Consider the following 24,083-nt stretch of genomic DNA (forward strand, 5'->3'; position numbering starts at 1 on the left):
TCCTGCCGGAATACCGTTTCGCGCGAGGTGAGGTTCAGCGGTCGGCGTCGGTGTAGCGGATGACGCCGCGGATGTTGCGACCCTCCAGCATGTCCTTGTACCCGTCGTTGATCTGCTCCAGCTTGTACTGGCGGGTGACCATATCGTCGAGGTTGAGGCGGCCGGCTTTGTACATGGACAGCAGCTGCGGGATGTCGTGGTGCGGGTTGCCGCCGCCGAAGATGGTGCCTTGCAGGCGCTTCTGCAGCAGGGTCAGCATCGACAGGTTGAGCTTCACGTCGTTGCTGGCCATGTTGGCGACCGCCGTGGCCACCACGGTGCCGCCCTTGGCGGTGATGTTCATGTAGTGGTCGATGTCCTCGCCCTTGAGCTCGCCCACGGTGACGATGGTCTTGTGCGCCATCCGGCCCTGGGTGACCTCGGCAACCCCGGCCATCGCGGTGAAGATGTCGGGGTAGGCGTGGGTGGCACCGAATTTGAGTGCATTGTCGCGCTTGAACTCGACCGGGTCGACGGCGAAGATGTTGCGCGCCCCGGCATTGAGCGCACCTTGCAGCGCGCCGGTGCCGACACCGCCGACACCGACGATGACGACGTCGTCACCGGGGCGCACATCGCCACTGCGCACGGCCGAGCCGTAACCGGTGGTGACACCGCAGCCGACCAGGCAGGCCACCTCGAACGGGATGGTCGGATCGATCTTCACCACCGAGCTCTTGTGCACCACCATGTACGGGCTGAACGTGCCGAGCAGGGTCATCGGGATGACGGGCTGGCCGTTCTTGACGGCGTGGATGCGGTTGGTGCCGTCGGAGACCGCGGTCCCGCCGAGCAGCATCGCGCCCAGGTCGCACAGGTTACGCAGGCCCTCCTGGCAGGCCGGACATTCGCCACAGGACGGGATGAAGGACAGCACCACGTGGTCGCCGGGGGCCAGGTGCTCGACGCCGGGACCGACCTCGGTGACGATGCCGGCTCCCTCATGGCCACCGAGCACCGGGAATCCCGCCATCGGGATGTCGCCGGTCACCAGGTGATGGTCGGAGTGGCACATCCCCGAGGCTTCCATCTGGATCTTGACCTCGTCCTTGACGGGGTCGCCGATCTCGATCTCCTCGATCGACCACGGCTGGTTGAATTCCCAGATCAGAGCGCCTTTGGTCTTCATTTCTCCTGCTTTCGACGAGAGCCTCTCACACCAGACTAGAGGCTCTAGTTAGCCACATCACAGTGCCCCCAAGCAACCGCTTGGTGGTGACCTCACCAAATGGGGACGGGCGCTTCGCCGAGGGGGTAGTAGCCGGGCAGCTTCTCGCCGGCCACCGACCGCTCGATGCGTTTCTGCATCGTCGGGGTGAGGTCACCGGAGGTGATCAGGTCCATGAACGCCTTCTGCACATGGCCGAAGTCGAAGAAGTCCCGCTGCCATTCGATGAGCAGGTCATCGTTGAGCCGGAACCAGCTTCCGCCGATGCCGTAGATCTCATCTGTGCTGCCGTCGGACTTGTTGGCGATCTGCTTCCAGAAGCCGACGATCTCGTTCTGCTTGTCGTCGATGAGCACCTTCTGGTACTCGTACACCCAGTTCTCCAGGCCTTCCATCTCCAAACCGAGTGCGACATCCCGGATCTGGTCCCGGCCGATGCACATGACGTCTTCTTTGGGGCCGATGTTCCAGCCGTAGGTGGCGTCCTCGGTGTAGAAGTCCGCCAACGGTTTCCAGTCACCGGCGGCCTCGGCGTCCTGGTTGGCCTTGAGCCAGCGCTGGGTCCAGTCCTCGAGTGCTTCGCGCTTGGACGATGAAGTCATTGTTCGGCCTTTCAGTCTTTTTCGATCAGGGACAGTGCTCGGGTGGGACACATGTCGATGGCCCGTTCGACGTCCTCGCGGAGGTCATCGGGCGGCTCGGCGTCGAGGATCTCGACGACGCCGCGCTTGGGCACCTGGAAAACGTCAGGTGCCTCCAGTTCGCACATGGCGTGGCCCTGGCACAGGTCCTCGTCGAGTTCGATGCGGTAGCAGCCCATCTCAGGCCTTGTTTCGCCTGCGGTAGCGCACCTTGGCCGGCTGGGCCAGTTGAACCACCATCTTGGAGTGGTCGTTGCGGTAGCTCTCCGACGGCTGCGACATCTCGAACTCGTACTCGCGCAACAGCACCGAGAAGATTGCCTTGATCTGCATCTGCGCGAACGCCGCGCCCACGCAGCGGTGCTTGCCCGCGCCGAACGGGATCCAGGTCCACCGGTTGATCAGATCTTCCTGGCGGGGCTTCTCATAGCGGGCCGGGTCGAACGCGTCGGGGTCGGGGAAGTCCTCGGGGATCCGGTTGGAGATCGCCGGTGAGGCCGCCACCATCTGGCCCTTGTGGATCGGGTGTCCGGCGACCTCGAACTCGTCCTGGGCCACCCGCATCAGGATGATCAGCGGCGGGTGCAGGCGCAGCGTCTCCTTGAGGGCGTTGTCCAGGTTCGGGATCTGGCGCAGCGCATGGAAACTCACCTCCTGGCCGTCGGAGTACAGCTCGTCGAGCTCGGCCTGGATCTTGGCGTAGTAGTCGGGATGGCGCAGCAACTCGATCAGTGTCCATGACGAGGTGCCCGAGCTGGTGTGGTGGCCGGCGAACATCAGCGAGATGAACATGCCGGTGACCTCGTTGGCGGTGAAGCGCGGATTACCGTCGTCGTCGCGGATCGAGACCAGCACGTCGAGCAGGTCACGATCCTCCTTTCCCTTGGGAGGGTTGGCAATGCGGCCGTCCATGATCTCCTGCACCAGCGCAACGAGTTTGACGCGGGACTCGTCGCGGATGCGGAAGCTCTCGATGTCCAGGTACGGATCGACGTAGCACAGCGGGTCGGTGCCGCGCTCCAGCTGGTGGTAGTACTGGGCGAACCGACTGTCGAGCTGCTCGCGGAACTTCAGCCCGATCAGGCAGGCCGTCGAGGTGTAGATGGTCAGCTCCGAGAAGAAATCGAGGAGCTCGATCTCGCCTTCGTCGCCCCAGTCGGCGATGATCTTCTTGACTTCGTTCTCGATGGTGGCGGCGTGCCCCTTCATCTGCTCGCCGCGCAGCGCGGTGTTGTGCAGCATCTCGGCCCGGCGCTCGGGATCGGCATCGAAGACCACGCCCTCGCCGAAGATCGGCGTCATGAACGGATACGCCTCGGCCTGGTTGAGCTCGCTGTCGCTGGAACGGAAGAAGAACTCGTTGGCTTGCGACCCGGACAGCAGCACCACCTGTTTGTCGGCGAGCTGGAACCAGCCGGCGTCACCGCACTCCTCGCGGATCCGCTGCATCAGCCCGATCGGGTCGGTGCGGAACTCTTCCAGGTGACCGTGTTCCTGTCCTTCGCCACCCGAAACGCGCTGTACCTCTTCGACAGTGGTCACGTTTGCGGCATCCCTTCTTCGCCGAGCGCCAGCTTCTGGCGGTCCTTCACCTCGGTCAGCGGAGCCTCGGGCTGCAGCTCCATGTTTGCGATGAAGCCGCCGCGCGGGGTCTCGGCGACGAACGTGATCGCCCGGGCGAGGTCATCCGCGCGCAGGAAGTAGTCGTGGCGCGCCTGGCCCCACTTGGCCCAGTCCTCCAGCGCGGGTCCGATCAGCTCGGCGGGCAGGCTCCATCCCATCGAGGTCTTGGTCGGGCCGGGATGCACGATCGACGCGCGCACGCCGGTGCCTTCCAGCTCCATCTGATAGTTGGTGACCATCGCCACCAGGGCGGCCTTGGCCGCGCCGTAGGCGCCCATGTGCGGTCGCTGGCGCAGTGCCACATCGGATCCGACGAAGATCAGGTCACCGCGGCGGCGCTCGATCATGCCGGGCAACACCGCCGTCGCCACCCGGTTGGCGCCGACCAGGTGGATCTGGATCTGGGATTCGAACTGCTCGGTGCTGATCGCGTCGAGCTTGCCGAAATAGGTGTCACCGGCGCCGGCCACCAGGACCTCGATCTCGCCGAGTTCGGAGGTGGTCTGCTCGACCGCGGCCTTCACCGAATCGGGGTCGGTCACGTCCAGGTGCACGGCGATGGCCTCGCCGCCGTCGGCGCGGATCTGCTCGACGATCTCCTGCAGCTTGTCCACCCGGCGGGCGCCGAGCGCGACGGGAAAACCGTTGGCGGCAAGCCTGATCGCGGTCGCCTCACCGATGCCGGACGAGGCGCCGGCGACCAGGGCGGGTCGACGGTCGGGTAGCGGTTCAAAACGGGGCATGCAGCGGGCCTTTCAGCGGAGCTCGACGGTGATCGGGAGGTGAGCGAATCCGCGGACACTGCTGGAATGGACGCGGACGGCGTTGGCCTCGTCCACCTCGTATCCACGAATTCGCTTGAACAACTCGGTCAGCGCCACCCGGGCCTCCATGCGCGCGAGATGCGCGCCGAGGCAGAAGTGGGCTCCGCTGCCGAAACTCACCAGCTTCGGACCGATTTCGCGGTCGATGCGGTATTCGTCGGGGTTCTCGAAGACGCGCTCGTCGCGGTTGGCCGAGCCGATCAGCAGGATCAGCACATCGTCTTTCGGGACCACGGTGTCATAGAACGTCAGGTCTTCCACGACCGCGCGGGCCAGGATCTGGCTGGAGGCGTCATAGCGCAGCGTCTCTTCGACCCATGGGGTGACCAGGTCGTGGTTGTCGAACACCGGGGCCAGCTGGTCTGGATTCTTGTAGCCCCAGAAGGCGGCATTGGCAAGGAGTTTGGTGGTGGTCTCATTGCCTGCGACCACCATCAGGAAAAGGAACGCCATGATCTCGTCGTCGGTGAGCTTGTCCCCGTCGATCTCGGCTTCCACCAGTGCCGAGGTGAGGTCGTCGGAGACGTTCTTGCGGCGCCGCTTGACCATGTCGGCGTAGTAGACCAGCAGCTCGCCGGAGGCTTCGATGGCCGAGGTGGGCACATCGGCGACGCCGTCCTCGCGGTGCATCACGCCGTCGGCCAGCGCCCGGATCCGGACCCGATCCTCGTCGGGCACCCCCATCAATTCGGAGATGACGTCCATCGGCAACTTGCCGGCGAACTCGTCGACGTAGTCGAAGGTGGGGTTCTGCAGTGCCGCATCCAGATGCTGGTGGGCGATCTCGATGACCCGTCCTTCGAGCTCGCGGATGCGTCGCGGGGTGAAACCTTTGGACACCAGCGTGCGCAGCCGCAGATGGCCGGGATCGTCGAGGGCCAGGAACGACATCACCCGGTGGGCCTCGTCATTGCGGGAGATCGGATCGAGTGCCACACCATGCTTGTTGGACAAGGTGACGCTGTTCCGGAAGCCGGCCACCACGTCTTTGTGCCGGGACAGCGCCCAGAAGTTGCGCTGCTCGTTGTGATAGAGCGGGGCTTCGTCGCGCAGCCGCTTGTAGTACGGGTACGGATCTTCGTGGAAGTCGTAGTCGTACGGGTCGAGCAGTGGTGGCGCGGTGTTCAAGGTCATTTCTCATCTCCTAGGAGAAGGCCGACGACGTAGCTGAGCCGGTCGGCGATCTGGTGATAGGTGAAGGCGCCGCTGCCCGCATTGACGAGCGCGCCGAAGTAGGTCATCTCGAGGGCCGCCACGACGCGGGGGTCTGCGTCCGGACCGACGGCCGACCGGATGCGCCGGTGGATCTCGGATCCGATCCGGTCGCGCACCTTACGCACCGTCGGGTCACCACCGGTGAGCAGCGCGGCGGTGCACGCGGCGGCGACCTCGGGCTCGTCGGCGACCACCAGCGCCAGGCTGCGCAGTGCCCGCTCCACCCGGCTGTGCATGGAGTCGTTGACATCGGTGAAGTACGGCACCTGCTTGACCAGATCCAGGTAGACCTCGGCGATCAGGTGATTCTTGGACGAGAAGTAGGTGTAGGCGGTGGCCGGGGCGACCTTGGCGCGCGCGGCCACCGCACGCACCGTGAGGTCCGAGTACGACGACTCGCGCAGCATTTCCATCCCGGCGGTGAGGACCTTGCGGAAGGTCTCTTCCTGCCGGCGGTTGCGCGGAGTTTCGGCCGCCTCGCTGGTAACGGCAGCCACGGCATCGCTGGACACATGTCCAAGTTATCCGAAGGCCGGGTGATTGGGCAAGCTTCCGCATCAAAGATGCACTGAAATGGTGCTATTGACGGTTCCCCGGCATCGCACTCTTGCCACTGCGGCGCGCCTGCGGCTATCGTTCGGATGAACGCCACCGGACAGTTGTCCAGAAACGGTTCGGTCCGGGTTGGCCCGATGCAGGTAAGGGGAGTGCGGATGTCGCTGATCGCCGACCGCGAGAGCAGACTGCTCATCGACGGCAAGCTGGTCACCGGGAATGGTGGGACCTTCGAGACCATCAACCCCGCGACGGAGGAAGTGCTCGGCGTCGCCGCCGACGCCGACGAAACCGACATGTCGGCCGCCATCGGCGCGGCCCGCACGGCGTTCGACGACACCGACTGGTCGACCAACACCGCGCTTCGGGTGCGCTGCCTGCGCCAACTGCGCACAGCGATGCAGGACCACATCGAAGACCTGCGTGAGCTGACCATCTCCGAGGTGGGCGCGCCGCGCATGCTGACCTCCGGCGCACAGCTGGAAGGCCCGGTCGACGATCTGGCATTCTCCGCCGACACCGCCGAGAACTACCAGTGGCGCACCGACCTCGGACATGCGACCCCGCAGGGCATTCCGACCAACCGGACGGTGGCACGTGAGGCGGTCGGCGTGGTCGGTGCCATCACCCCGTGGAACTTCCCGCACCAGATCAACCTGGCCAAGATCGGCCCCGCGCTGGCCGCGGGCAACACACTGATCCTCAAGCCGGCGCCCGACACCCCGTGGGCGGCCGCCGTGCTCGGCGAACTCATCGCCGAGCACACCGAATTCCCGCCCGGAGTCATCAACATCGTCACCTCCGACGACCACGGCGTCGGCGCGCTGCTGTCCAAAGACCCGCGGGTGGACATGGTTTCGTTCACCGGGTCGACGGCCACCGGACGCGCCGTGATGACCGACGCCGCGCTCACCATCAAGAAGGTGTTCCTGGAACTCGGCGGGAAGTCGGCGTTCCTGGTGCTCGACGACGCCGACCTGAACGGCGCCTGCGCGATGGCGGCGTTCACCGTCGCCATGCACGCCGGCCAGGGCTGCGCCATCACCACCCGTCTGGTGGTGCCCCGGGCCAGGTACGACGACGCCGTCGAATCGGCGGCCGCGACGCTCGGCGGGATCAAGCCGGGTGACCCGAACAGCAAGCGCACCGTGTGCGGTCCGGTGATCTCGGCGCGCCAGCGTGACCGGGTGCAGTCCTACCTGGACCTGGCACTGCAGGAGGGCGGCCGGTTCGCCTGCGGCGGTGGTCGACCCGCCGATCGGGATACCGGCTACTTCATCGAACCGACCGTCATTGCGGGCCTGGATAATTCGGCCCGGGTCAGCCGCGAGGAGATCTTCGGCCCGGTGCTGACGGTCATCGCCCACGACGGCGACGACGACGCGGTGCGGATCGCCAACGACTCGCCGTACGGGCTGTCGGGCACGGTGTTCTCCGGTGACGACGCCCGCGCACAGGCTGTCGCCTCCCGGTTGCGGGTCGGCACCGTCAACGTCAACGGCGGCGTCTGGTACTCGGCCGACGCCCCGTTCGGCGGCTACAAGCAGTCCGGGGTCGGCCGCGAGATGGGTGTGGCCGGCTTCGAGGAATACCTGGAAACCAAGCTCATCGCGACGATCGCCAACTGAAGGAGAACCACTATGGGACAGTTCGACAACAAGGTGGGCATCGTCACCGGTGCCGGTGGCGGGATCGGCCAGGCGTACGCCGAGGCACTGGCCCGTGAAGGTGCGGCCGTGGTGGTCGCCGATATCAACCTCGAGGGCGCCCAGAAGGTCGCCGACGGTATCAAGGGCGAGGGCGGAAACGCCCTTGCGGTGCGCGTCGACGTGTCCGACCCGGAGTCGGCCAAGGAAATGGCCGCGACCACGCTCTCGGAGTTCGGTGGTATCGACTACCTGGTGAACAACGCCGCCATCTTCGGCGGGATGAAGCTGGACTTCCTGGTGACTGTCGACCCCGAGTACTACAAGAAGTTCATGAGCGTCAACCTCGACGGTGCGCTGTGGTGCACGCGCGCGGTCTACAAGAAGATGGCCAAGCGCGGCGGCGGCGCGATCGTCAACCAATCGTCCACGGCGGCATGGATGTACGCGAACTTCTACGGTCTGGCGAAGGTGGGCATCAACGGTCTCACCCAGCAGCTGTCCCGCGAGCTGGGCGGTCAGAACATCCGGATCAACGCCATCGCGCCCGGCCCGATCGACACCGAGGCCAACCGCAGCACCACCCCGCAGGAGATGGTCGCCGACATCGTCAAGGGAATCCCGCTGTCGCGCATGGGACAACCGGAGGACCTGGTCGGCATGTGCCTGTTCCTGCTCTCGGATCAGGCCAACTGGATCACCGGGCAGATCTTCAACGTCGACGGCGGACAGATCATCCGCTCATGAAGCTGGGGTACATCGGCCTGGGCAACCAGGGCGCACCGATGGCCAAACGGTTGGCCGACTGGCCGGGCGGGCTGATCGTCTTCGACGTCCGCGCCGAGTCGATGACCCCGCTGGCGGAATTGGGCGCGACGCCTGCCACCAGCGTGGCCGAGGTCGCCAAGGCAGATGTCATCAGCGTGACGGTGCTCACCGATGCCCAGGTGCGCGAGGTGGTGGGCCAACTCGGCGAGCACGCGGCACCGGGCACGGTCATCGCGATCCACTCCACCATCGAGCCCGGTACCGCGCCCGAGCTGGCCGAGCAGCTGGCCCCCAAGGGTATTCACATCGTCGACGCCCCGGTCAGCGGCGGCGCGGGTGCCGCCGACAAGGGTGAGCTGGCCGTCATGGTCGGCGCCGGCGACGAGGCCTATGAAGTGGTCAAGCCGGTCTTCAAGAAATGGGCGTCGCTGGTGGTGCGCGCCGGCGAACCCGGGGCGGGAACCCGGATGAAGTTGGCCCGCAACATGTTGACGTTCATCGGATTCGCGGCGTCCTGTGAGGCGATGGCGCTGGCCGAGGCGGCCGGCATCGACCTGCAGAAGCTGGGCCGGGTGGTCCGGCACAGCGATGCGCAGAGTGGCGGTCCCGGTGCGATCATCCTGCGTGACGACACCGCGCCGCTGTCACCGGATCACTGGCTCTATCAGATGTTCACCCACACCCGTGGTCTCGCCGAAAAGGACCTGACGCTGGCGCTCGGGCTCGGTGACGTGGTGGGAGTGGACCTCCCGTTGGCGAAGGTGGCGCTGGACCGCCTGGCTGACGGTCTCGGAGTACCGCACACGAAGGAGTAGGCAGTGAGTTCTGACGATCGCCGCAAGCAGGGCCTGCAGAAGATGAACGAGGTCTACGGCTGGGAGATGCCCGACATCCAGGGCGACCCGTACTTCGATCTGACCGTCGAGCATCTCTTCGGCACCATCTGGACCCGGCCGGGACTGTCCATGCGGGACAAGCGTCTGCTGACGCTGGCCGCGGTCACCGCGGTGGGCAACTCGGATCTGGCCGAGATCCAGGTCAACGCCGCGCTGCACAACGGCGAGATCACCGCCGAGGAGCTCAAGGAGGTCTCGGTGTTCCTGACCCACTACCTCGGTTTCCCGTTGGGCTCCAAGCTGGACGGCGCGGTGAGCAAGGTGGTGCGCAACCGCAAGAAGGCCGCCGAGAAGGGCACCGGGGAAGACAAAAGAGGCAATGTGAACGCCGCGGTGAAGATGCACTCCGGGGGCAACGTCGATGACAAGTAGGTACGCCGCACTCAGCCGCGACCAGTTGGCGACATTGGTCCCCGAGCTGTTGCTGATCGGCCAGTTGATCGACCGGTCCGGAATGGCTTGGTGCATCTCGTCCTTCGGCCGCGAGGAGATGCTCCAGATCGCCATCGAGGAGTGGGCGGCGTCCAGCCCGCTCTACACCCGGCGGATGCAGAAGGCGCTCAAGTACGAGGGCGTCGACATCTTCACGCTGTTCAAGGGACTGCAGCTGGACATCGGTGCGCCGCCGCAGTTCATGGATTTCCGCTACGTCGTGCATGACCGCTGGCACGGCGAGTTCTACCTGGATCACTGCGGTGCGCTGCTCGACGTGGAGCCGATGGGCGAGGAATACGTCAAGGGCATGTGCCATGACATCGAGGACCCCACCTTCGACGCCACCGCGCTGGCCACCAATCGCAAGGCCCAGGTCCGGCCGATTCACCGGCCGCCCAGGGCATCGACCGATCAGCACCCGCACTGCCGGTGGACCGTCATCATCGACGAGTCCTACCCGGAGGTGCCGTTCATTCCTGCGATGGATGTCGTCGGCGCCACCCATGCCCACTCGTGTGAACTGGATGCGATAGATCCGGATGACGAAGGCATGGCCGACTATTCGGGTGAGTTGCTCGCCGACGTCGACTTCGCGGCGTTCTCGCATTCGGCGCTGGTGCGGATCGCGGACGAGGTGTGCCTTCAGATGCACCTGCTGGTGAAGTCCTTCACCATCGCCGTGGAGAAACGCGCCAAGGACGATGTGGCGCTGGCCCGGTCGATTCGCACCAAACAGCTGATCGGCATCGCCGGGGTGGCGGCCGAGCGAATCCACAAGGCGCTCAAGTGCAGCGGCGACGCGGCGGGTGCGCTGCGGGTGCTGGAACTGCACCCGCTGCTCAACCCGGCCGCCTACGTGTCGGCCGACATCGACCCGGGCTTCGTGCACGTGCGCCGCTCACCGGCCTACGAGGACGGTTCCTGGATCTCGCTGGTCTCGCCGGTGGTCGACGCCCCGCTGCAGGCGATCGTGACTGCCGTCGACCCGCACCTGCGCGCCGAGGTCTCCGGCACCGAGACGGATTGGACCGTGCGCATCATCGAAACCGACACCGCGGCAAAGAAACTGCCCGAGGTCGAGGTGTGCGAGTTCAGCGGCGGCGCGTCGTGGGTGTTCGAGGAACGCAAGTCACTCCCGCTCACCGTCGTCTGATGGACCTGTCCACGGCCCACACCGCCAAGGCCGCGGCGGCCAGGCCGGCCCCCACCACGCTGGCCTGCGTCCACCCGCCGCGAGCGTAGGCGACCGTGGCGGCCAGCGCCCCGGCGCCGGTGCCGACGGCGTAGTACACCATGTATCCGGCGATCAGCCGGGTGGTGGCCGGGTTCGTCTCGCCGGGCCCGGAAGCCACGATGAGATGCTGGTTGATGACGTGCAATGCCTCGCCGGCGAAGTCGAGAACCAACAGGCCGGCCGCCAGCAGCCACAGCGACCTCGGGGTCTGTGCGATGGCCAGCCAGGACACCAGGAAGGCCAGCAGTAGCAGGCCGGTGGCCAACTCGGCGCGCCCGCGGTCGGCCCACCGTCCGGCTCCCGCCGCGCCGAGGGCGCCGGCCGCACCGACGATCCCGAACAGTCCGATCTGTGCGGGCGTGAGATGCCACGGCTCGGTGGCCAGCGGCAGGGCCATCGCGCCCCAGACGGCGCCGAAACTCGCGAACATCAATCCGCCGATCAGGCTGCGAACCAGGAAAGTCCGGTCGTGCAGGGATAATTCGACCACCGAGGTGACGGAGCGACGATAGGCAACCGGGTCTTTGGCGATGGTGTCGCGCGGTAGCGCCCGGGCCAGCCACGCCGCGACGGCAAGCATGACGGCGGCGGCACAACCGAACACCGCGGAGCAGACCAGGAACATCGCCGGGTCGGCCTACAGCGAGTACGTGTTGACGGCGCGCGGCAGGGAGCTGTTCCACCTCGTGGTGGCGTTGCGCGAATGGGGCGCGGACCACGCGTTCGAGGACGAGGAACCGCGCACCACCTTCGTCGACGGGCGCACCGGCGGGGCGCTGCCACGGTTGCGCTACCAGACGCCCGACGGCGCCGACATCACTCCCGAGGACACCCGTCCGGTCCGGCCGGACGGGTGGGTGGCGCCCTAAGGACGCAGCGCCGGGGCGACCCAGCGGCGTAGGTAGGAGCGCAGCTGGGCACCGGTACGCGGCGGGCGGCCGGGATCGATGACGAAGGACTGGATGATCCGCAGCAGGTGCTCGGCGAGTTCGTCGAGGTCGGCGTCGTCGAATCCGGCCGCGACCCAATCCACATCGAACCGGCGCACCACCGACTGCGCGAACTGCAGGGCGATATCCGAGGTGACCGATTCGGTCAGCGCAGGAGTACGACCGGGGGCCAGCAGCAACCCGATGTGCTTGTCCTTGGGCAGCCACTCCAGCGCGGTGGCGATCGCCTCGACGGCGGCGTCCATCGGATCGGTCAGGCCCTGGATATGGTTGGCCAGCCGGTCCAGGAAATCGGTGGCCGCCACCACACCGGCCTGCATCAGCAAGGCGTCGGTACTGGGGAAGTAGCGGTACACCGTCTGCCGGGTCACGCCCAGCGTGCGCGCGACATCGGCGATCGAGAAATCGGCGCCGCGCTCATCGATGGCCTTACCCGCGGCGGACAGAATCCGGCCGACCGCCTCCTCGTCGGACGCCGGGGCGTCGCCGGACCAGCCGTGGGTGCGCACCCGGGAATCTTAAAGGACTACCGGTAGGAAACCTGCAGGTCCTTGACCCCGTTGATCCAGCCGGAGCGAAGCCGCTGGGGTTCGGCCAATTTCGAGATGTCCGGAATCCGGTCGGCGATCTCGTTGAACATCAGCTTGATCTCCATGCGGGCCAGGTTGGCGCCGATGCAGAAATGCGCGCCGTTGCCGCCGAACGCCAGGTGCGGGTTCGGGTTGCGCAAGATGTCGAATTGGAAGGGCTTGTCGAAGACTTCCTCGTCGTAGTTGGCCGAGCTGTAAAACAGGCCGACCCGCTGTCCCTTGCGGATCGCGACCCCACCCAGCTCGGTATCGGCGGTGGCGGTGCGCTGGAAGCAATGCACCGGGGTGGCCCACCGGATGATCTCCTCGATGGCGGTGTCGGGCCGTTCCCGCTTGAAAAGCTCCCACTGGTCCGGGTTTTCGAAGAACGCGTTCATCCCGTGGGTCATCGCGTTGCGGGTGGTCTCGTTGCCGGCCACCGCCAGCAGGATGACGAAGAACGCGAACTCCACGTCAGTGATGGACTCACCATCCAGGTCGGCCTGCACCAGCCGGGTGACGATATCGTCGGCCGGGCACTTCCGGCGGGCCTCGGCCATGTTGTAGGCATAGCCCATCAACTCGGCATTGGCCATCGTCGGGTCGGAGTCGAAATCCGGATCGTCGGTGTTCATGATCGCGTTCGACCAGTGGAAGATCTTCTCGCGGTCTTCCTCCGGGACACCGATCAGGTCGGCGATGGCCAGCAGCGGCAGGCCCATCGCGACGTCGTCCACGAAATTGCCGGAGTCCTTGGCCGCGGCGGCGGCCACGATATCCCGGGCAGCGACCGCGAGCTTCTCCTCCAGGGCGGCCACCGAGCGCGGGGTGAACAGCCGCGACACCAGCTTGCGCAGCCGGGTGTGTTCGGGCGCGTCGTGGTTGATCAGCAGCGCCTTGGTGAGGTCGAGCTGGTCGGCGGTGACCCCGTCGGGCAGCCGCATGACCGCGCCCTTGACGTTGGTCGACCACAGATCGCCGTTGCGCGAGATGGCCTTGATGTCCTCGTGGCGGCTGATCACCCAGTAGCCGCCGTCGTCGAAGATCGACTCACCCTGCTCGTTCCACCACACCGGTGCGGTCTTGCGCAGCTCCGCGAACTCGGTCACCGGGATGCCACGTAACAGCACGTCGGGATCGGTGAAGTCGATCCCCGGGGGCAGGAACGGACAGGCATTCGTGGTCGTCATCGACATCCTCCTGATGTGAGCTACCGCACTCGCTGCATCGACCATACACTGAATGAGCAACTGTATGGCCGCGGCTTCGGAGTGTGCATGGGCGGCGAGCGATAAGGTGGGCACTCGTGCGCGTCCTCGTGATCGGATCCGGTGCCCGTGAACATGCCCTGCTGCTGGCGCTGAGCCGCGACCCCGGCGTCGACTACCTGGCCGTGGCGCCCGGTAACGCCGGTACGGCCACGGTCGCCGAGCAATACGACGTCGATGCGACGTCCGGTGAGGCCGTCGTCGCGCTGGCCCGGCGGCTGGCCGCCGACCTGGTGGTCATCGGTCCCGAAGTGCCGTTGGTGCTGGGTGTCGCCGACGCCGTCCGGGCAGCGGGCATCGCATGCTTCGGGCCCTCCAAGGACGCCGCCCGCATCGAAGGGTCCAAGGCGTTCGCCAAGGACGTGATGACCGTCGCCGGGGTGCGTACGGCAAGCAGCGAGATCGTCGACAACCCCGGCCACCTCGATGCCGCCCTGGACCGTTTCGGACCCGCGGCTGGCCAGCAGGCCTGGGTGGTCAAGGACGACGGACTCGCCGCCGGCAAGGGTGTCGTCGTCACCGCCGATCGTGAAACCGCCCGCGCGCACGCCGCCTCGTTGCTCGACGCCGGCCACCCGGTGCTGCTGGAGTCGTTCCTGGACGGGCCCGAGGTGTCGCTGTTCTGCCTCGTCGACGGTGAGACGGTGGTGCCGCTGCTGCCGGCCCAGGACTTCAAGCGGGTGGGCGACCGCGACACCGGCCCCAACACCGGCGGGATGGGCGCCTACACCCCGCTGCCCTGGCTGCCGGCCGACGTGCTGGCCCAGATCGTCGATGAAGTGGTCAAACCGGTTGCCGCCGAGCTTGTTTCGCGTGGGAGCTCGTTTTCCGGACTGTTGTACGCGGGGCTGGCGATCACCTCGACCGGCCCTGCTGTGGTCGAATTCAACTGCCGCTTCGGCGATCCCGAGACCCAGGCCGTGCTGGCCCTGCTGGAATCACCACTGGGCACACTGCTGCACGCCGCCGCCACCGGCACGCTGGCCGGGCAGCCACCGCTGCAGTGGCGCGTCGGTTCTGCCGTCACGGTGGTGGTCGCCGCCGAGAACTACCCGGGGCGGCCGCGCGTCGGCGACGTGATCACCGGATCCGAGGCCGACGGGGTGCTGCACGCCGGCACCAGCAGGCGCGACGACGGTGCCATCGTGTCCGCGGGTGGGCGGGTGTTGTCGGTCGTGGGCGCCGGTGCCGACCTGTTCGAGGCGCGGGCCGCCGCCTACCGGTTGATCGACTCGATTCGCTTGCCCGGCGGCCATTTTCGCACCGACATCGGGCTGGCCGCGGCCGAAGGCCGCATCTCGGTCTAGCGCCGGGTTGTCTCAGGCGACCAGAAACGGACCCATCCAGGCGGCCTCCGCGGGCAGTTGCGAACTCCAGAACGCACCGTCGTGGCCGCCGGGTGAGAAGCCGCCCGACGGCGGGGTGGGCAGCTGGGCGATGAACTGCCGGGTCGCCGAGGCGAACGGATCACTGTTGCCGATGTCGATCCGGATCGGGATGGAGCCCAGCGCGGGCTGACCCCACACGCTGTTGGCCGCATAGTCATCGGCGCCGTCGAAAGCGCCGGGCGCCGTCGCCCCCGACGAGGTCCACAGGGCCGGGCTGACCGCGCAGATGGCCGCGGTACGCGCCGGGCCCAGCCGCGAACCGAGTAGCAACGCCCCGTAGCCGCCCATCGACCAGCCCAGAAAACCCACCCGGGAGGTGTCCAGCCCCTGACCGGCCAGCATCGGGATCAGCTCGTCGAGCACCATCGCGCCGGCGTCGTCGCCGTCGGCGCGCTTGTGCCAGTACCCGCCGCCGCCGTCGACCGCCACCACCGCGAACGGCGGAATCCCAGTGGCCACCGCCTGGGCCAGGCCATCCTCCACCCCGCCGGCCATCACCGTCGCGGCGTCACTGCCCTTCCCGTGCAGGGCGATCACCGGGCGCAGCGGCGCCGTCTGGCCGGGCGGGCGGGCGATCGCCCAGTTGGTCGGGATACCGCCGCGGGCCGCCGAGACGAACGATCCCGTGACATAGGTGGGGGCCGGCGCGGCCGGTGGCGGGGCCAGCGGCGCGCCGACACTCGTCATCGCCACCGATGGGGTGGCCGCTTTCGGGGCGTTCGGCAGCGAGCCCAGTGCGTAGGCACCTGCCGCACCCGCCGCCGCGCCGAGGCCCCACCGCATCACGGTCCGGCGCGTCACGTCTGGCATGCGGGCCATCATGCCATCGGGCGCCGGGCGATCTTGTGCAGTGGCTTGGCGTTTGCCGAAAAACCCCCATACAGCAGGCCATTTGCTGGCACCATGCAAGGCGTGACAGCGGCGGTGACCCCCAAGGGAGAGCGGCGACGGGGTGCACTCGTCACGGCCGCGGCCGATCTGCTGTGCGAAGGCGGAATCGACGCGGTGCGCCATCGGGCTGTGGCGCGACGGGCCGGTCTGCCGCTGGCGTCGACGACGTACTACTTCTCCTCGCTGGAAGATCTGATCGCCAAAGCCGTCGAACAGCTCGGCGCGCGCGAGGCCGAACAGCTCAAGACACAGGTGGCGACGCTGTCCCGGCGCAGGCGTGGCGCGGAGTCCACGGCCGATCTGCTGGTCGATCTGCTGGTCGGCGACGATCCCGGGTCCCGGGTGCCGGAACTGATCTCCCGCTACGAGCGCTACATCGCCTGCGCGCGCCAGCCCGAACTGCGTGATATCCAGCGCCGGATCCTGCGTCAGCGCACCGACGCCGTGGTGGAGGTGGTCGAGCGATCCGGCCGAACGGTGCACACCGAATTACTCACGGCGATGGTCCGTGCGGTCGACGGTGCGGTGGTCGCCGCCCTCGTCGACGACGGCGACACCCCGCGCGAGACCGCCCGCGCGACCTTGATGGACGTGATCGACGTTCTCGCGCCGTTCGACTGACTCGTAAGCTGTGTGGTCGTGAGCATCCCGAACGTCCTGGCCAACCGCTACGCGAGCGATGAAATGGTGGCCATCTGGTCCCCCGTTGCCAAGATCGTCGCCGAGCGCAGACTCTGGATCGCCGTGCTGCGCGCGCAGGCCGAACTCGGCGTGCCGGTGCCCGACGGGGTGGTCGAGGACTACGAGCGGGTGGTGGACAACGTCGACCTGGCCTCGATCGCCGAGCGCGAACGCGTCACCCGCCACGACGTCAAGGCCCGCATCGAGGAGTTCAACGCGCTGGCCGGCCACGAGCACGTGCACAAGGGCATGACCAGTCGCGACCTCACCGAGAACGTCGAGCAGCTGCAGATCCGGCGGTCGCTGGAACTGGTGCACGCGCACGGCGTGGCCGTCGTCGCGCGACTGGCCGAGCGCGCCGTGCTCTACCGCGAGCTGGTGATGGCCGGCCGTTCGCACAACGTCGCGGCCCAGGCCACCACGCTGGGTAAGCGCTTCGCGTCAGCGGCCGAGGAGATGCTGGTGGCCTTGCAGCGGCTGCGCGACCTCATCGACCGTTACCCGCTGCGCGGGATCAAGGGCCCGATGGGCACCGCACAGGACATGCTCGACCTGTTCGACGGCGACACCGACCGGCTGGCCGACCTGGAGCGTCGGGTCGCTCAATTCCTGGGATTCACAGATGTTTTCACCAGCGTCGGGCAGGTGTACCCGCGCTCGCTGGACCACGATGTGCTCTCGGCGCTGGTGCAGGTGGGGGCCGGGCCGTCGTCGTTCGCCCACACCATCCGGCTGATGGCCGGGCATGAACTGGTCACCGAGGGTTTCGCGCCGGGACAGGTCGGGTCCTCGGCAATGCCGCACAAGATGAACACCCGGTCCTGTGAACGCGTCAACGGTCTGCAGGTGATCCTGCGCGGGTACGCCTCGATGGCAGCCGAATTGGCAGGCGCGCAATGGAATGAGGGCGACGTGTTCTGTTCGGTGGTGCGCCGCGTCGCGCTGCCCGATGCGTTCTTCGCCGTCGACGGCCAGACCGAGACCTTCCTGACGGTGCTCGATGAATTCGGCGCCTACCCCGCGGTCATCCAGCGCGAGCTGGACCGCTACCTGCCGTTCCTGGCCACCACCCGGATCCTGATCGCCGCGGTGCGCGCCGGCGTGGGACGGGAAGCCGCCCATGAGGTCATCAAGGAGCACGCGGTGGCCGTCGCGCTGGCGATGCGGGAAAAGGGTGCCGAGCCAGACCTGTTGGACCGGCTGGCGGCCGACCCGCGGCTGCCGCTGGACCGGGTCGCGCTCGACGCGGCACTGGCCGACCGGGCGGCGTTCAGTGGGGCGGCGTCGGCTCAGGTGGATGCGGTGGTGGGCGCGGTCGACGAACTGGTGAGCCGCTACCCGGAGGCGGCCAAGTACACCTCGGGTGCCATCTTGTGATGCTGGCGGATCTCACCGATCTGGACCGCTTCGCCGCGGGCTTTCCCCATGAACTGTTCGCCGTGCACCGGCGTACGGCACCGGTGTACTGGCATGAGCCCACCGAGCACACCCCGGACGGGGAAGGGTTCTGGTCGGTCGCCGGCTATGCCGAAACGCTTGCGGTACTTCGTGATCCGGCCACCTTCTCATCGGTGACCGGCGGGTCTCGGCCGTTCGGCGGGACCCTGCTGCAGGACCTGTCCGTCGCCGGCCAGGTGCTCAACATGATGGATGACCCCCGGCACGCGCAGATCCGCAGGCTGGTGTCCTCGGGGCTGACCCCGCGGATGATCCGCCGGGTCGAAGACGACCTGCGGGCGCGGGCGGGCCGGCTGCTGGACGCGGTGGCGCCGGGTGTGCCGTTGGACTTCCTGGTCGACGTGGCGGCCGAGTTGCCGATGCAGATGATCTGCATCCTGCTGGGCATACCGGAATCGGAACGGCACTGGCTCTTCCACGCGATCGAGCCGCAGTTCGACTTCGGTGGCGCGCGCACCGCTGAAGTCGGGCAGATGACCGCAGAAGAAGCCGGCTCGCGGATGTATACGTTCGGGCAGGAACTGATCGCGGCCAAACGCGCCGAACCGACCGACGACATGCTGTCGGTGGTGGCCAACGCCGCCGATGCGGAGTTGTCGGATCTGGAGCTGTATCTGTTCTTCAGCCTGCTGTTCAGCGCGGGCGCCGAGACCACCCGCAACGCCGTCGCCGGCGGACTGCTGGCGCTGATCGAGCATCCCGCCCAGCTCCAGATGCTGCGCGCGGATATGTCGTTGCTGCCCAGTGCGATCGAGGAGATGGTGCGCTGGACCTCGCCGTCGCCGTCCAAGCGGCGGACCGCGACCCGCTCGGTGTCCCTGGGCGGGTGCCCGGTCGAGGCGGGGCAGAAGGTGCAGGTGTGGGAAGGCTCGGCCAACCGCGACGAGTCGGTGTTCCCCGATGCGGACGTCTTCGACATCACCCGTAAACCGAATCCGCACTTGGGTTTCGGTTACGGGGTGCATTACTGCCTGGGTGCCAACCTGGCCCGTCTGGAGCTGCGGGTGCTGTTCGAGGAGCTGCTGGCGCGGTTCTGCGCTGCCGAGCTGGTGGCACCGGTGGAGTGGACGCGCAGCAACCGGCACACCGGGATGCGTCATCTCTTCTTGCGATTTGTGGAGCGATAGCCGTAATGGTTACGGCTATCGCTCCACAAATCGCCGGTTCAGCGCTGCCTTGATCTCTGCAACCACGCGTTCGGGGTATTCGTTGAGGTCGAGCCAGGTGAATCGCAGCACCTGCCAGCCCGCGAGAATCAGCGCGTTCTGACGGACGCGATCGTGATTGAAGTCATCAGGCTCACTGTGGAACGCCCAGCCATCGGCTTCCAGGGCGAGTTTCGCGGCAGAAAACCCGTAGTCGACTTTGTAACCGGCCACGCGATGGTTGGCGATCCAGCCGACGATGCCGGCCTGTCGCAGAATTCTCCCGAGCAGCCTTTCGGCTTCGGATCGGGTGCCGTCTGCAGCTCCGAGCAAGAGGATGCGAGCGCGCGGCGACCCATGCCTGCCCTTGTTGTTGAGATGGCTCTTCCACAGTTCGGGTAGTCCCAGATGTCGTTGCAGGGCAGTATCCATGATCTTGGGGCCGCCCCCGCGCCGGGCCGCGGCCTCGACGACGGTCAGCGGCAGGGCCGTGACGCGGAGATCCGATCGTTCGATGACCTCGGCCGGGTCGAGATCTCGGCGCCTAAGTTTGGTGCCGGGCTGGAATCGGAGCCGGCGACTTCTGGACACTGTCACCTCGACCACTTCGGGCGCGTACCGCGTCAGCTGATGCCACCAGGCTGCGGCAAGCCCGCTGGCGACTGCGTCGGTCCCGTACGACCACACGGCGGCACGGACCCGCGCGGCGTCGGTGAACTGCCGGTCGTCGGCGAAAAAGACGCCGCGTGCGCACCGCCGCCACTGGCCACTGCGAACGCGGTAGTCGACGTCGTCCTGACTGAGCCCCGCCATTCGGGCCTGTGCCAGGGTGATGACTCCGTCGTGGTCGCGCAGTAAATCCTGGAGCATGTCGGTTCCGACGCGGTCCAGCGCCGATCGGTTCCAACCTCAGCGATTTGTGGAGTAAAACCCGTAATGGTTACGGCTTGCGCTCCACAAATCGCTCAGGACTTGAGCCGAATGCCTGCGGCGTGCAATTCCAGCAGGGCCAGGCCGCGGATCGCCATCCGGTCGTCGCGACGCCAGGCGCCGATCGGGTCGGGGTCGACCGCGGTGAGCTTGGCCAGCGGCCGGTTGGCCAGGGCGCGCATGGCCAGCAGCTCCTGGCCGGCATGGCTGGAGGCCAACGACAACACCATCAGCTTGCGGCGGAAGAACCGCACGCGCAGGAACAACCAGGGCATCGCCACGGCGAGGATCGGGGTGGCCGCCACGGCCAGCGCCAGCACCCACGCCAGCCAGCTCGCCGTGACATCGAGGCTGTGGCCGGCACCGGCGATCTCGTCGGCCGCGCGGCTGGCGGCCTTCAGCGGCCCGGCCAGCGTGCCACCGATCAACGGGACGTCGTCCGCGCTGTCCCCGGCCGAGGCCAGGTTGCCGGACACCCCGTCGGCGCCGCCCTGGACCTGACGGCCCACCTCGGAGATGGTGGCGACGGCCGAGTACACGGCCCCGCCCACCATCACCCATGTCGCGGTCCAGATGATCACCGCGATATCGCTGAACAGCTGCGCCAGCAGCCGGCCGGGTTTGGTGGCGTAGGGGAGGTACCGCGAGCTCATGGCTCCGATCCCAGCACATAGGGTGGGCGGATGCGCCCCGCTCTGACCGACTACCGGCATCTGGCCAGCGGCAAAGTTCGCGAGCTGTACCGCATCGACGACGCCCACCTGCTGTTCGTGGCCTCGGACCGGATATCGGCTTTCGACCACATCCTGGACACCGAGATACCCGACAAGGGCCGGATTCTGACCGCGATGAGCGTGTTCTTCTTCGACCACCTCGGGGTGGCCAACCACCTGGCCGGGCCGCCGGATGACGCGCGCATCCCGGCCGAGGTGCTGGGCCGCGCGCTGGTGGTGCGGCAACTGGAGATGCTGCCCGTGGAATGCGTGGCCCGCGGCTACCTGACCGGATCGGGCCTGATCGACTACCAGCAGAGCGGGTCCGTGTGCGGTATCGAATTACCCTCCGGGCTGGGCGAGGCCAGTAAGTTCGGCCGGCCGCTGTTCACCCCGGCCAGCAAGGCCGAACTGGGGGACCACGACGAGAACATCTCCTTCGACGACGTGGTCGCGCTGGTCGGCGCGGACCGCGCCGCCCAGCTGCGCGACCGCACCCTGGAGATCTACTCCAAGGCCGCCGACCACGCGCTGAGCAAGGGCGTCATCGTCGCCGACACCAAATTCGAGTTCGGCGTGGATGCACAGGGTGAGCTGGTGCTGGCCGACGAGGTACTGACCCCGGATTCGTCGCGGTACTGGCCGGCCGACTCCTACCAGGCCGGCGTGGTGCAGCCCAGCTATGACAAGCAATTCGTCCGCAACTGGCTGACCGGACCGGACTCCGGCTGGGACCGGCACGGCGACACCCCACCCCCGCCGTTGCCGGAGGAGATCGCCGCGGCCACCAGGGCCCGTTATATCGAGGCCTACGAACGCATTTCCGGACTGAACTTCGACGATTGGATCGGTGCATGACATCGTTGCACGAGGCGCCGGTCGCCAAGCGGGTGGACACCCGCCGTGAGCACCACGGCGACGTGTTCATCGACCACTACGAATGGCTGCGCGAGAAGGACAACCCAGAGGTCATCGCGCACCTGGAGGCCGAGAACGCCTACGCCGAACAGGCCACCGCGCACCTGGCGCCGTTGCGGCAGAAGATTTTCGACGAGATCAAGGCCCGCACCAAGGAAACCGACCTGTCGGTGCCGACCCGGCGCGGCCAGTGGTGGTACTACGGGCGCAGTTTCGAGGGCAAGCAGTACGGCGTGCAATGCCGTTGCCCGATCGTCGATCCCGATGACTGGACTCCGCCGGAGCTGGACGAGAACACCGCGATCCCCGGCGAGCAGGTCCTGCTCGACGAGAACATCGAAGCCCAAGGCCACGAGTTCTTCTCCCTGGGCGCCATCAGCGTCAGCGTCGACGGCAACATCCTGGCCTACTCCGTCGACGTCAAGGGTGACGAACGGTACACGCTGCGGTTCAAGGACTTACGGACCGGCGAGCTGTACGACGACACCATCGTCGGGATCGGAGCCGGGGTCACCTGGGCGGCGGACAACCGCACCGTCTACTACGTGACCGTCGACGAGGCGTGGCGGCCGGACACCGTGTGGCGGCATCGGCTGGCGTCGGGTCTTTCCGCGCAGAAGGTGTTCCACGAACCCGACGAACGCTTCTGGCTGGGCGTCGGACGCACCCGCAGCAACAAATACGTGCTGATCGCGGCGGGCAGCGCGGTCACCACCGAGGTGCACTATGCCGACGCCGCGGACCCCGAAGCGCAGTTCACCGTGGTACTGCCGCGCCGCGACACGGTGGAGTACTCCGTCGAACACGCGGTGGTGGGCGGCGAGGACCGCTTCCTCATCATGCACAACGACGGGGCGCTGAACTTCACCTTGGTGGACGCCCCGGTGAGTGACCCGACCGCGTTCCGCACCCTCATCGAAGGACGCGACGACGTCCGCCTGGATGACGTCGACGCATTCGAGAACCATCTGGTGGTGAGCTACCGCCGGGAGGCGCTGCCGCGAATCCAGTTGTGGCCCATCAACGCCGACGGCTCCTACGGTGTACCCGAGGAGATCGCGTTCGAGTCGGAGTTGATGTCGGCCGGGTTGTCCGGCAACCCGAACTGGTCGTCGCCGAAGCTGCGCGTCGCGGCGACGTCGTTCGTCATCCCGGTGCGCGTCTACGACCTGGACCTGACCACCGGGCAGCGCACGCTGCTGCGGGAGCAGCCCGTGCTCGGCGACTACCGGCCAGAGGATTACGTGGAGCGCCGGGACTGGGCGGTCGCGCAGGACGGGGCCCGGATCCCGATCTCGATCGTGCACCGGGCCGGACTGGCTTTCCCCGCTCCGGCGCTGCTGTACGGCTACGGGGCCTACGAGTCGTGTGAAGATCCGCGCTTCTCCATCGCGCGGCTGTCGCTGCTGGATCGCGGCATGGTTTTCGCGGTGGCGCATGTGCGCGGCGGCGGCGAGCTGGGCCGGTCCTGGTACGAGAACGGCAAGATGCTGCAGAAGCGCAACACGTTCACCGACTTCATCGCGGTGGCAGAACATCTGGTGAACACCGATCTGACCCGGGCGGGCAATCTGGTGGCTCTCGGCGGCAGCGCCGGTGGGCTCCTGATCGGTGCGGTGACCAACCTGGCGCCGCAGGCCTTCGCCGGCGTGCTGGCCCAGGTGCCGTTCGTCGACCCGCTGACCACCATCTTGGACCCATCCCTGCCGCTGACCGTCACCGAATGGGATGAGTGGGGAAACCCGTTGCAGGACAAGGCTGTCTACGAGTACATGAAGTCCTACTCGCCGTATGAGAACGTCGAGGCCAAGGACTACCCGGCCATTCTGGCCATGACCTCACTCAATGACACCCGGGTGTACTACGTCGAGCCCGCGAAATGGGTTGCCGCACTACGGCACGTCAAGACCGACGACCACCCGGTGCTGCTCAAGACGGAGATGGTGGCCGGACACGGCGGCATCAGCGGACGCTACGAACGCTGGAAGGAAGCGGCCTTCCAGTACGCGTGGCTATTGGCCACCGCCGACCGCGACAACTACGGCAGCGGCCAGGTAGGCAGCCTCTACGGCGGTCCGCAGGGTTAGGTTCGCCGTCATCGACGCCGGCGGTGCGCGCCGCCAGGCCG

At 67.1% G+C, this 24,083-nt stretch carries 25 protein-coding genes; 12 read left to right on the top strand and 13 right to left on the bottom strand.

Annotated elements, in window-relative coordinates; translation table 11 throughout:
- Nucleotides 1–34: 34 nt before the first annotated feature.
- The 7 genes from ACXPWS_RS03225 to ACXPWS_RS03255 form a co-directional block, all read right to left on the bottom strand.
- The gene (locus ACXPWS_RS03225) at nucleotides 35–1,168 is read right to left on the bottom strand and encodes an NDMA-dependent alcohol dehydrogenase (protein WP_458711056.1); all 1,134 of its coding nucleotides are present in this window, start codon (nucleotides 1,166–1,168) and stop codon (nucleotides 35–37) included.
- Between the two features lie 92 nt (nucleotides 1,169–1,260).
- Nucleotides 1,261–1,809, bottom strand: a complete 549-nt coding sequence (locus ACXPWS_RS03230; protein WP_458711057.1) for a nuclear transport factor 2 family protein — start codon at nucleotides 1,807–1,809, stop codon at nucleotides 1,261–1,263.
- Between the two features lie 11 nt (nucleotides 1,810–1,820).
- Complete coding sequence (locus ACXPWS_RS03235) at nucleotides 1,821–2,027, bottom strand: ferredoxin (protein ID WP_458711058.1); 207 nt, start codon at nucleotides 2,025–2,027, stop codon at nucleotides 1,821–1,823.
- Between the two features lies 1 nt (nucleotide 2,028).
- Nucleotides 2,029–3,390, bottom strand: a complete 1,362-nt coding sequence (locus ACXPWS_RS03240; RefSeq protein WP_458711059.1) for a cytochrome P450 — start codon at nucleotides 3,388–3,390, stop codon at nucleotides 2,029–2,031.
- On the bottom strand, nucleotides 3,387–4,214 hold the full coding sequence (locus ACXPWS_RS03245; RefSeq protein WP_458711060.1) for an SDR family oxidoreductase: 828 nt from the start codon (nucleotides 4,212–4,214) through the stop codon (nucleotides 3,387–3,389). Before ACXPWS_RS03245 ends, ACXPWS_RS03240 begins: the two co-directional genes overlap by 4 nt.
- 12 nt (nucleotides 4,215–4,226) lie before the next feature.
- Nucleotides 4,227–5,429: a cytochrome P450 gene (locus ACXPWS_RS03250; RefSeq protein ID WP_458711061.1), complete on the bottom strand. Its 1,203-nt coding sequence runs from the start codon at nucleotides 5,427–5,429 to the stop codon at nucleotides 4,227–4,229.
- Nucleotides 5,426–6,022 (bottom strand): TetR family transcriptional regulator, encoded by a 597-nt coding sequence (locus ACXPWS_RS03255; RefSeq protein ID WP_458711062.1) that lies wholly within the window; start codon nucleotides 6,020–6,022, stop codon nucleotides 5,426–5,428. The genes ACXPWS_RS03250 and ACXPWS_RS03255 overlap by 4 nt, the downstream gene beginning before the upstream one ends.
- Before the next feature lie 201 nt (nucleotides 6,023–6,223).
- Here ACXPWS_RS03255 and ACXPWS_RS03260 point away from each other — a divergent pair, with 201 nt between their 5' ends.
- The 5 genes from ACXPWS_RS03260 to ACXPWS_RS03280 are packed head-to-tail and all read left to right on the top strand — an operon-like array spanning nucleotide 6,224 to nucleotide 10,963.
- Nucleotides 6,224–7,693, top strand: a complete 1,470-nt coding sequence (locus ACXPWS_RS03260; RefSeq protein ID WP_458713395.1) for an aldehyde dehydrogenase — start codon at nucleotides 6,224–6,226, stop codon at nucleotides 7,691–7,693.
- Between the two features lie 12 nt (nucleotides 7,694–7,705).
- Nucleotides 7,706–8,458 (top strand): SDR family oxidoreductase, encoded by a 753-nt coding sequence (locus ACXPWS_RS03265; protein WP_458711063.1) that lies wholly within the window; start codon nucleotides 7,706–7,708, stop codon nucleotides 8,456–8,458.
- Nucleotides 8,455–9,294: an NAD(P)-dependent oxidoreductase gene (locus ACXPWS_RS03270; RefSeq protein WP_458711064.1), complete on the top strand. Its 840-nt coding sequence runs from the start codon at nucleotides 8,455–8,457 to the stop codon at nucleotides 9,292–9,294. The genes ACXPWS_RS03265 and ACXPWS_RS03270 overlap by 4 nt, the downstream gene beginning before the upstream one ends.
- 42 nt (nucleotides 9,295–9,336) lie before the next feature.
- Entirely contained in the window at nucleotides 9,337–9,747 is a 411-nt protein-coding gene (locus ACXPWS_RS03275) for a carboxymuconolactone decarboxylase family protein (protein WP_458713396.1), read from the top strand.
- Nucleotides 9,737–10,963, top strand: coding sequence for a hypothetical protein (locus ACXPWS_RS03280; protein WP_458711065.1), 1,227 nt, complete (start codon nucleotides 9,737–9,739; stop codon nucleotides 10,961–10,963). Before ACXPWS_RS03275 ends, ACXPWS_RS03280 begins: the two co-directional genes overlap by 11 nt.
- On the opposite strand, the gene ACXPWS_RS03285 is transcribed toward ACXPWS_RS03280, so the two are convergent.
- Nucleotides 10,950–11,624 (bottom strand): MFS transporter, encoded by a 675-nt coding sequence (locus ACXPWS_RS03285; RefSeq protein WP_458711066.1) that lies wholly within the window; start codon nucleotides 11,622–11,624, stop codon nucleotides 10,950–10,952. The genes ACXPWS_RS03280 and ACXPWS_RS03285 overlap by 14 nt on opposite strands.
- On the opposite strand from ACXPWS_RS03285, the gene ACXPWS_RS03290 reads away from it, so the two are divergent.
- The gene (locus ACXPWS_RS03290) at nucleotides 11,623–11,913 is read left to right on the top strand and encodes a hypothetical protein (RefSeq protein ID WP_458711067.1); all 291 of its coding nucleotides are present in this window, start codon (nucleotides 11,623–11,625) and stop codon (nucleotides 11,911–11,913) included. The genes ACXPWS_RS03285 and ACXPWS_RS03290 overlap by 2 nt on opposite strands.
- Here ACXPWS_RS03290 and ACXPWS_RS03295 read toward each other — a convergent pair.
- Both ACXPWS_RS03295 and ACXPWS_RS03300 read right to left on the bottom strand, forming a co-directional pair.
- Nucleotides 11,910–12,503 carry a TetR/AcrR family transcriptional regulator gene (locus ACXPWS_RS03295; protein ID WP_458711068.1) on the bottom strand — a complete coding sequence of 198 codons (594 nt, stop codon included), beginning with the start codon at nucleotides 12,501–12,503 and terminating at the stop codon, nucleotides 11,910–11,912. The two genes, ACXPWS_RS03290 and ACXPWS_RS03295, sit on opposite strands and share 4 nt — an antisense overlap.
- 17 nt (nucleotides 12,504–12,520) lie before the next feature.
- Nucleotides 12,521–13,753: a cytochrome P450 gene (locus ACXPWS_RS03300; protein WP_458711069.1), complete on the bottom strand. Its 1,233-nt coding sequence runs from the start codon at nucleotides 13,751–13,753 to the stop codon at nucleotides 12,521–12,523.
- Between the two features lie 116 nt (nucleotides 13,754–13,869).
- On the opposite strand from ACXPWS_RS03300, the gene purD reads away from it, so the two are divergent.
- Entirely contained in the window at nucleotides 13,870–15,138 is a 1,269-nt protein-coding gene (gene purD, locus ACXPWS_RS03305; RefSeq protein WP_458711070.1) for a phosphoribosylamine--glycine ligase, read from the top strand.
- A gap of 12 nt (nucleotides 15,139–15,150) precedes the next feature.
- Here purD and ACXPWS_RS03310 read toward each other — a convergent pair whose 3' ends face one another.
- Complete coding sequence (locus ACXPWS_RS03310) at nucleotides 15,151–16,041, bottom strand: alpha/beta hydrolase (protein WP_458711071.1); 891 nt, start codon at nucleotides 16,039–16,041, stop codon at nucleotides 15,151–15,153.
- Nucleotides 16,042–16,122: 81 nt separating this feature from the next.
- On the opposite strand from ACXPWS_RS03310, the gene ACXPWS_RS03315 reads away from it, so the two are divergent.
- Genes ACXPWS_RS03315 through ACXPWS_RS03325 form a run of 3 tightly spaced genes read left to right on the top strand, consistent with a single transcriptional unit; the run spans nucleotide 16,123 to nucleotide 19,376 of the window.
- Entirely contained in the window at nucleotides 16,123–16,731 is a 609-nt protein-coding gene (locus ACXPWS_RS03315; protein ID WP_458711072.1) for a TetR/AcrR family transcriptional regulator, read from the top strand.
- Nucleotides 16,732–16,749: 18 nt separating this feature from the next.
- On the top strand, nucleotides 16,750–18,168 hold the full coding sequence (gene purB / locus ACXPWS_RS03320) for an adenylosuccinate lyase (protein WP_458711073.1): 1,419 nt from the start codon (nucleotides 16,750–16,752) through the stop codon (nucleotides 18,166–18,168).
- A complete protein-coding gene (locus ACXPWS_RS03325; RefSeq protein WP_458711074.1) occupies nucleotides 18,168–19,376 on the top strand; it encodes a cytochrome P450 in 1,209 nt (402 codons plus the stop codon). Before purB ends, ACXPWS_RS03325 begins: the two co-directional genes overlap by 1 nt.
- Nucleotides 19,377–19,391: 15 nt before the next feature.
- Here the strand turns inward: ACXPWS_RS03325 and ACXPWS_RS03330 are convergent, their stop codons facing one another.
- Nucleotides 19,392–20,264 carry a DUF559 domain-containing protein gene (locus ACXPWS_RS03330; protein ID WP_458711075.1) on the bottom strand — a complete coding sequence of 291 codons (873 nt, stop codon included), beginning with the start codon at nucleotides 20,262–20,264 and terminating at the stop codon, nucleotides 19,392–19,394.
- A gap of 95 nt (nucleotides 20,265–20,359) precedes the next feature.
- A complete protein-coding gene (locus tag ACXPWS_RS03335) occupies nucleotides 20,360–20,977 on the bottom strand; it encodes a hypothetical protein (RefSeq protein ID WP_458711076.1) in 618 nt (205 codons plus the stop codon).
- Between the two features lie 30 nt (nucleotides 20,978–21,007).
- On the opposite strand from ACXPWS_RS03335, the gene ACXPWS_RS03340 reads away from it, so the two are divergent.
- Nucleotides 21,008–21,895, top strand: coding sequence for a phosphoribosylaminoimidazolesuccinocarboxamide synthase (locus ACXPWS_RS03340; protein WP_458711077.1), 888 nt, complete (start codon nucleotides 21,008–21,010; stop codon nucleotides 21,893–21,895).
- Nucleotides 21,892–24,042: a S9 family peptidase gene (locus ACXPWS_RS03345; RefSeq protein WP_458711078.1), complete on the top strand. Its 2,151-nt coding sequence runs from the start codon at nucleotides 21,892–21,894 to the stop codon at nucleotides 24,040–24,042. The genes ACXPWS_RS03340 and ACXPWS_RS03345 overlap by 4 nt, the downstream gene beginning before the upstream one ends.
- The last annotated feature ends 41 nt before the right edge of the window (nucleotides 24,043–24,083 follow it).

This window comes from Mycobacterium sp. BMJ-28 (assembly GCF_054404835.1).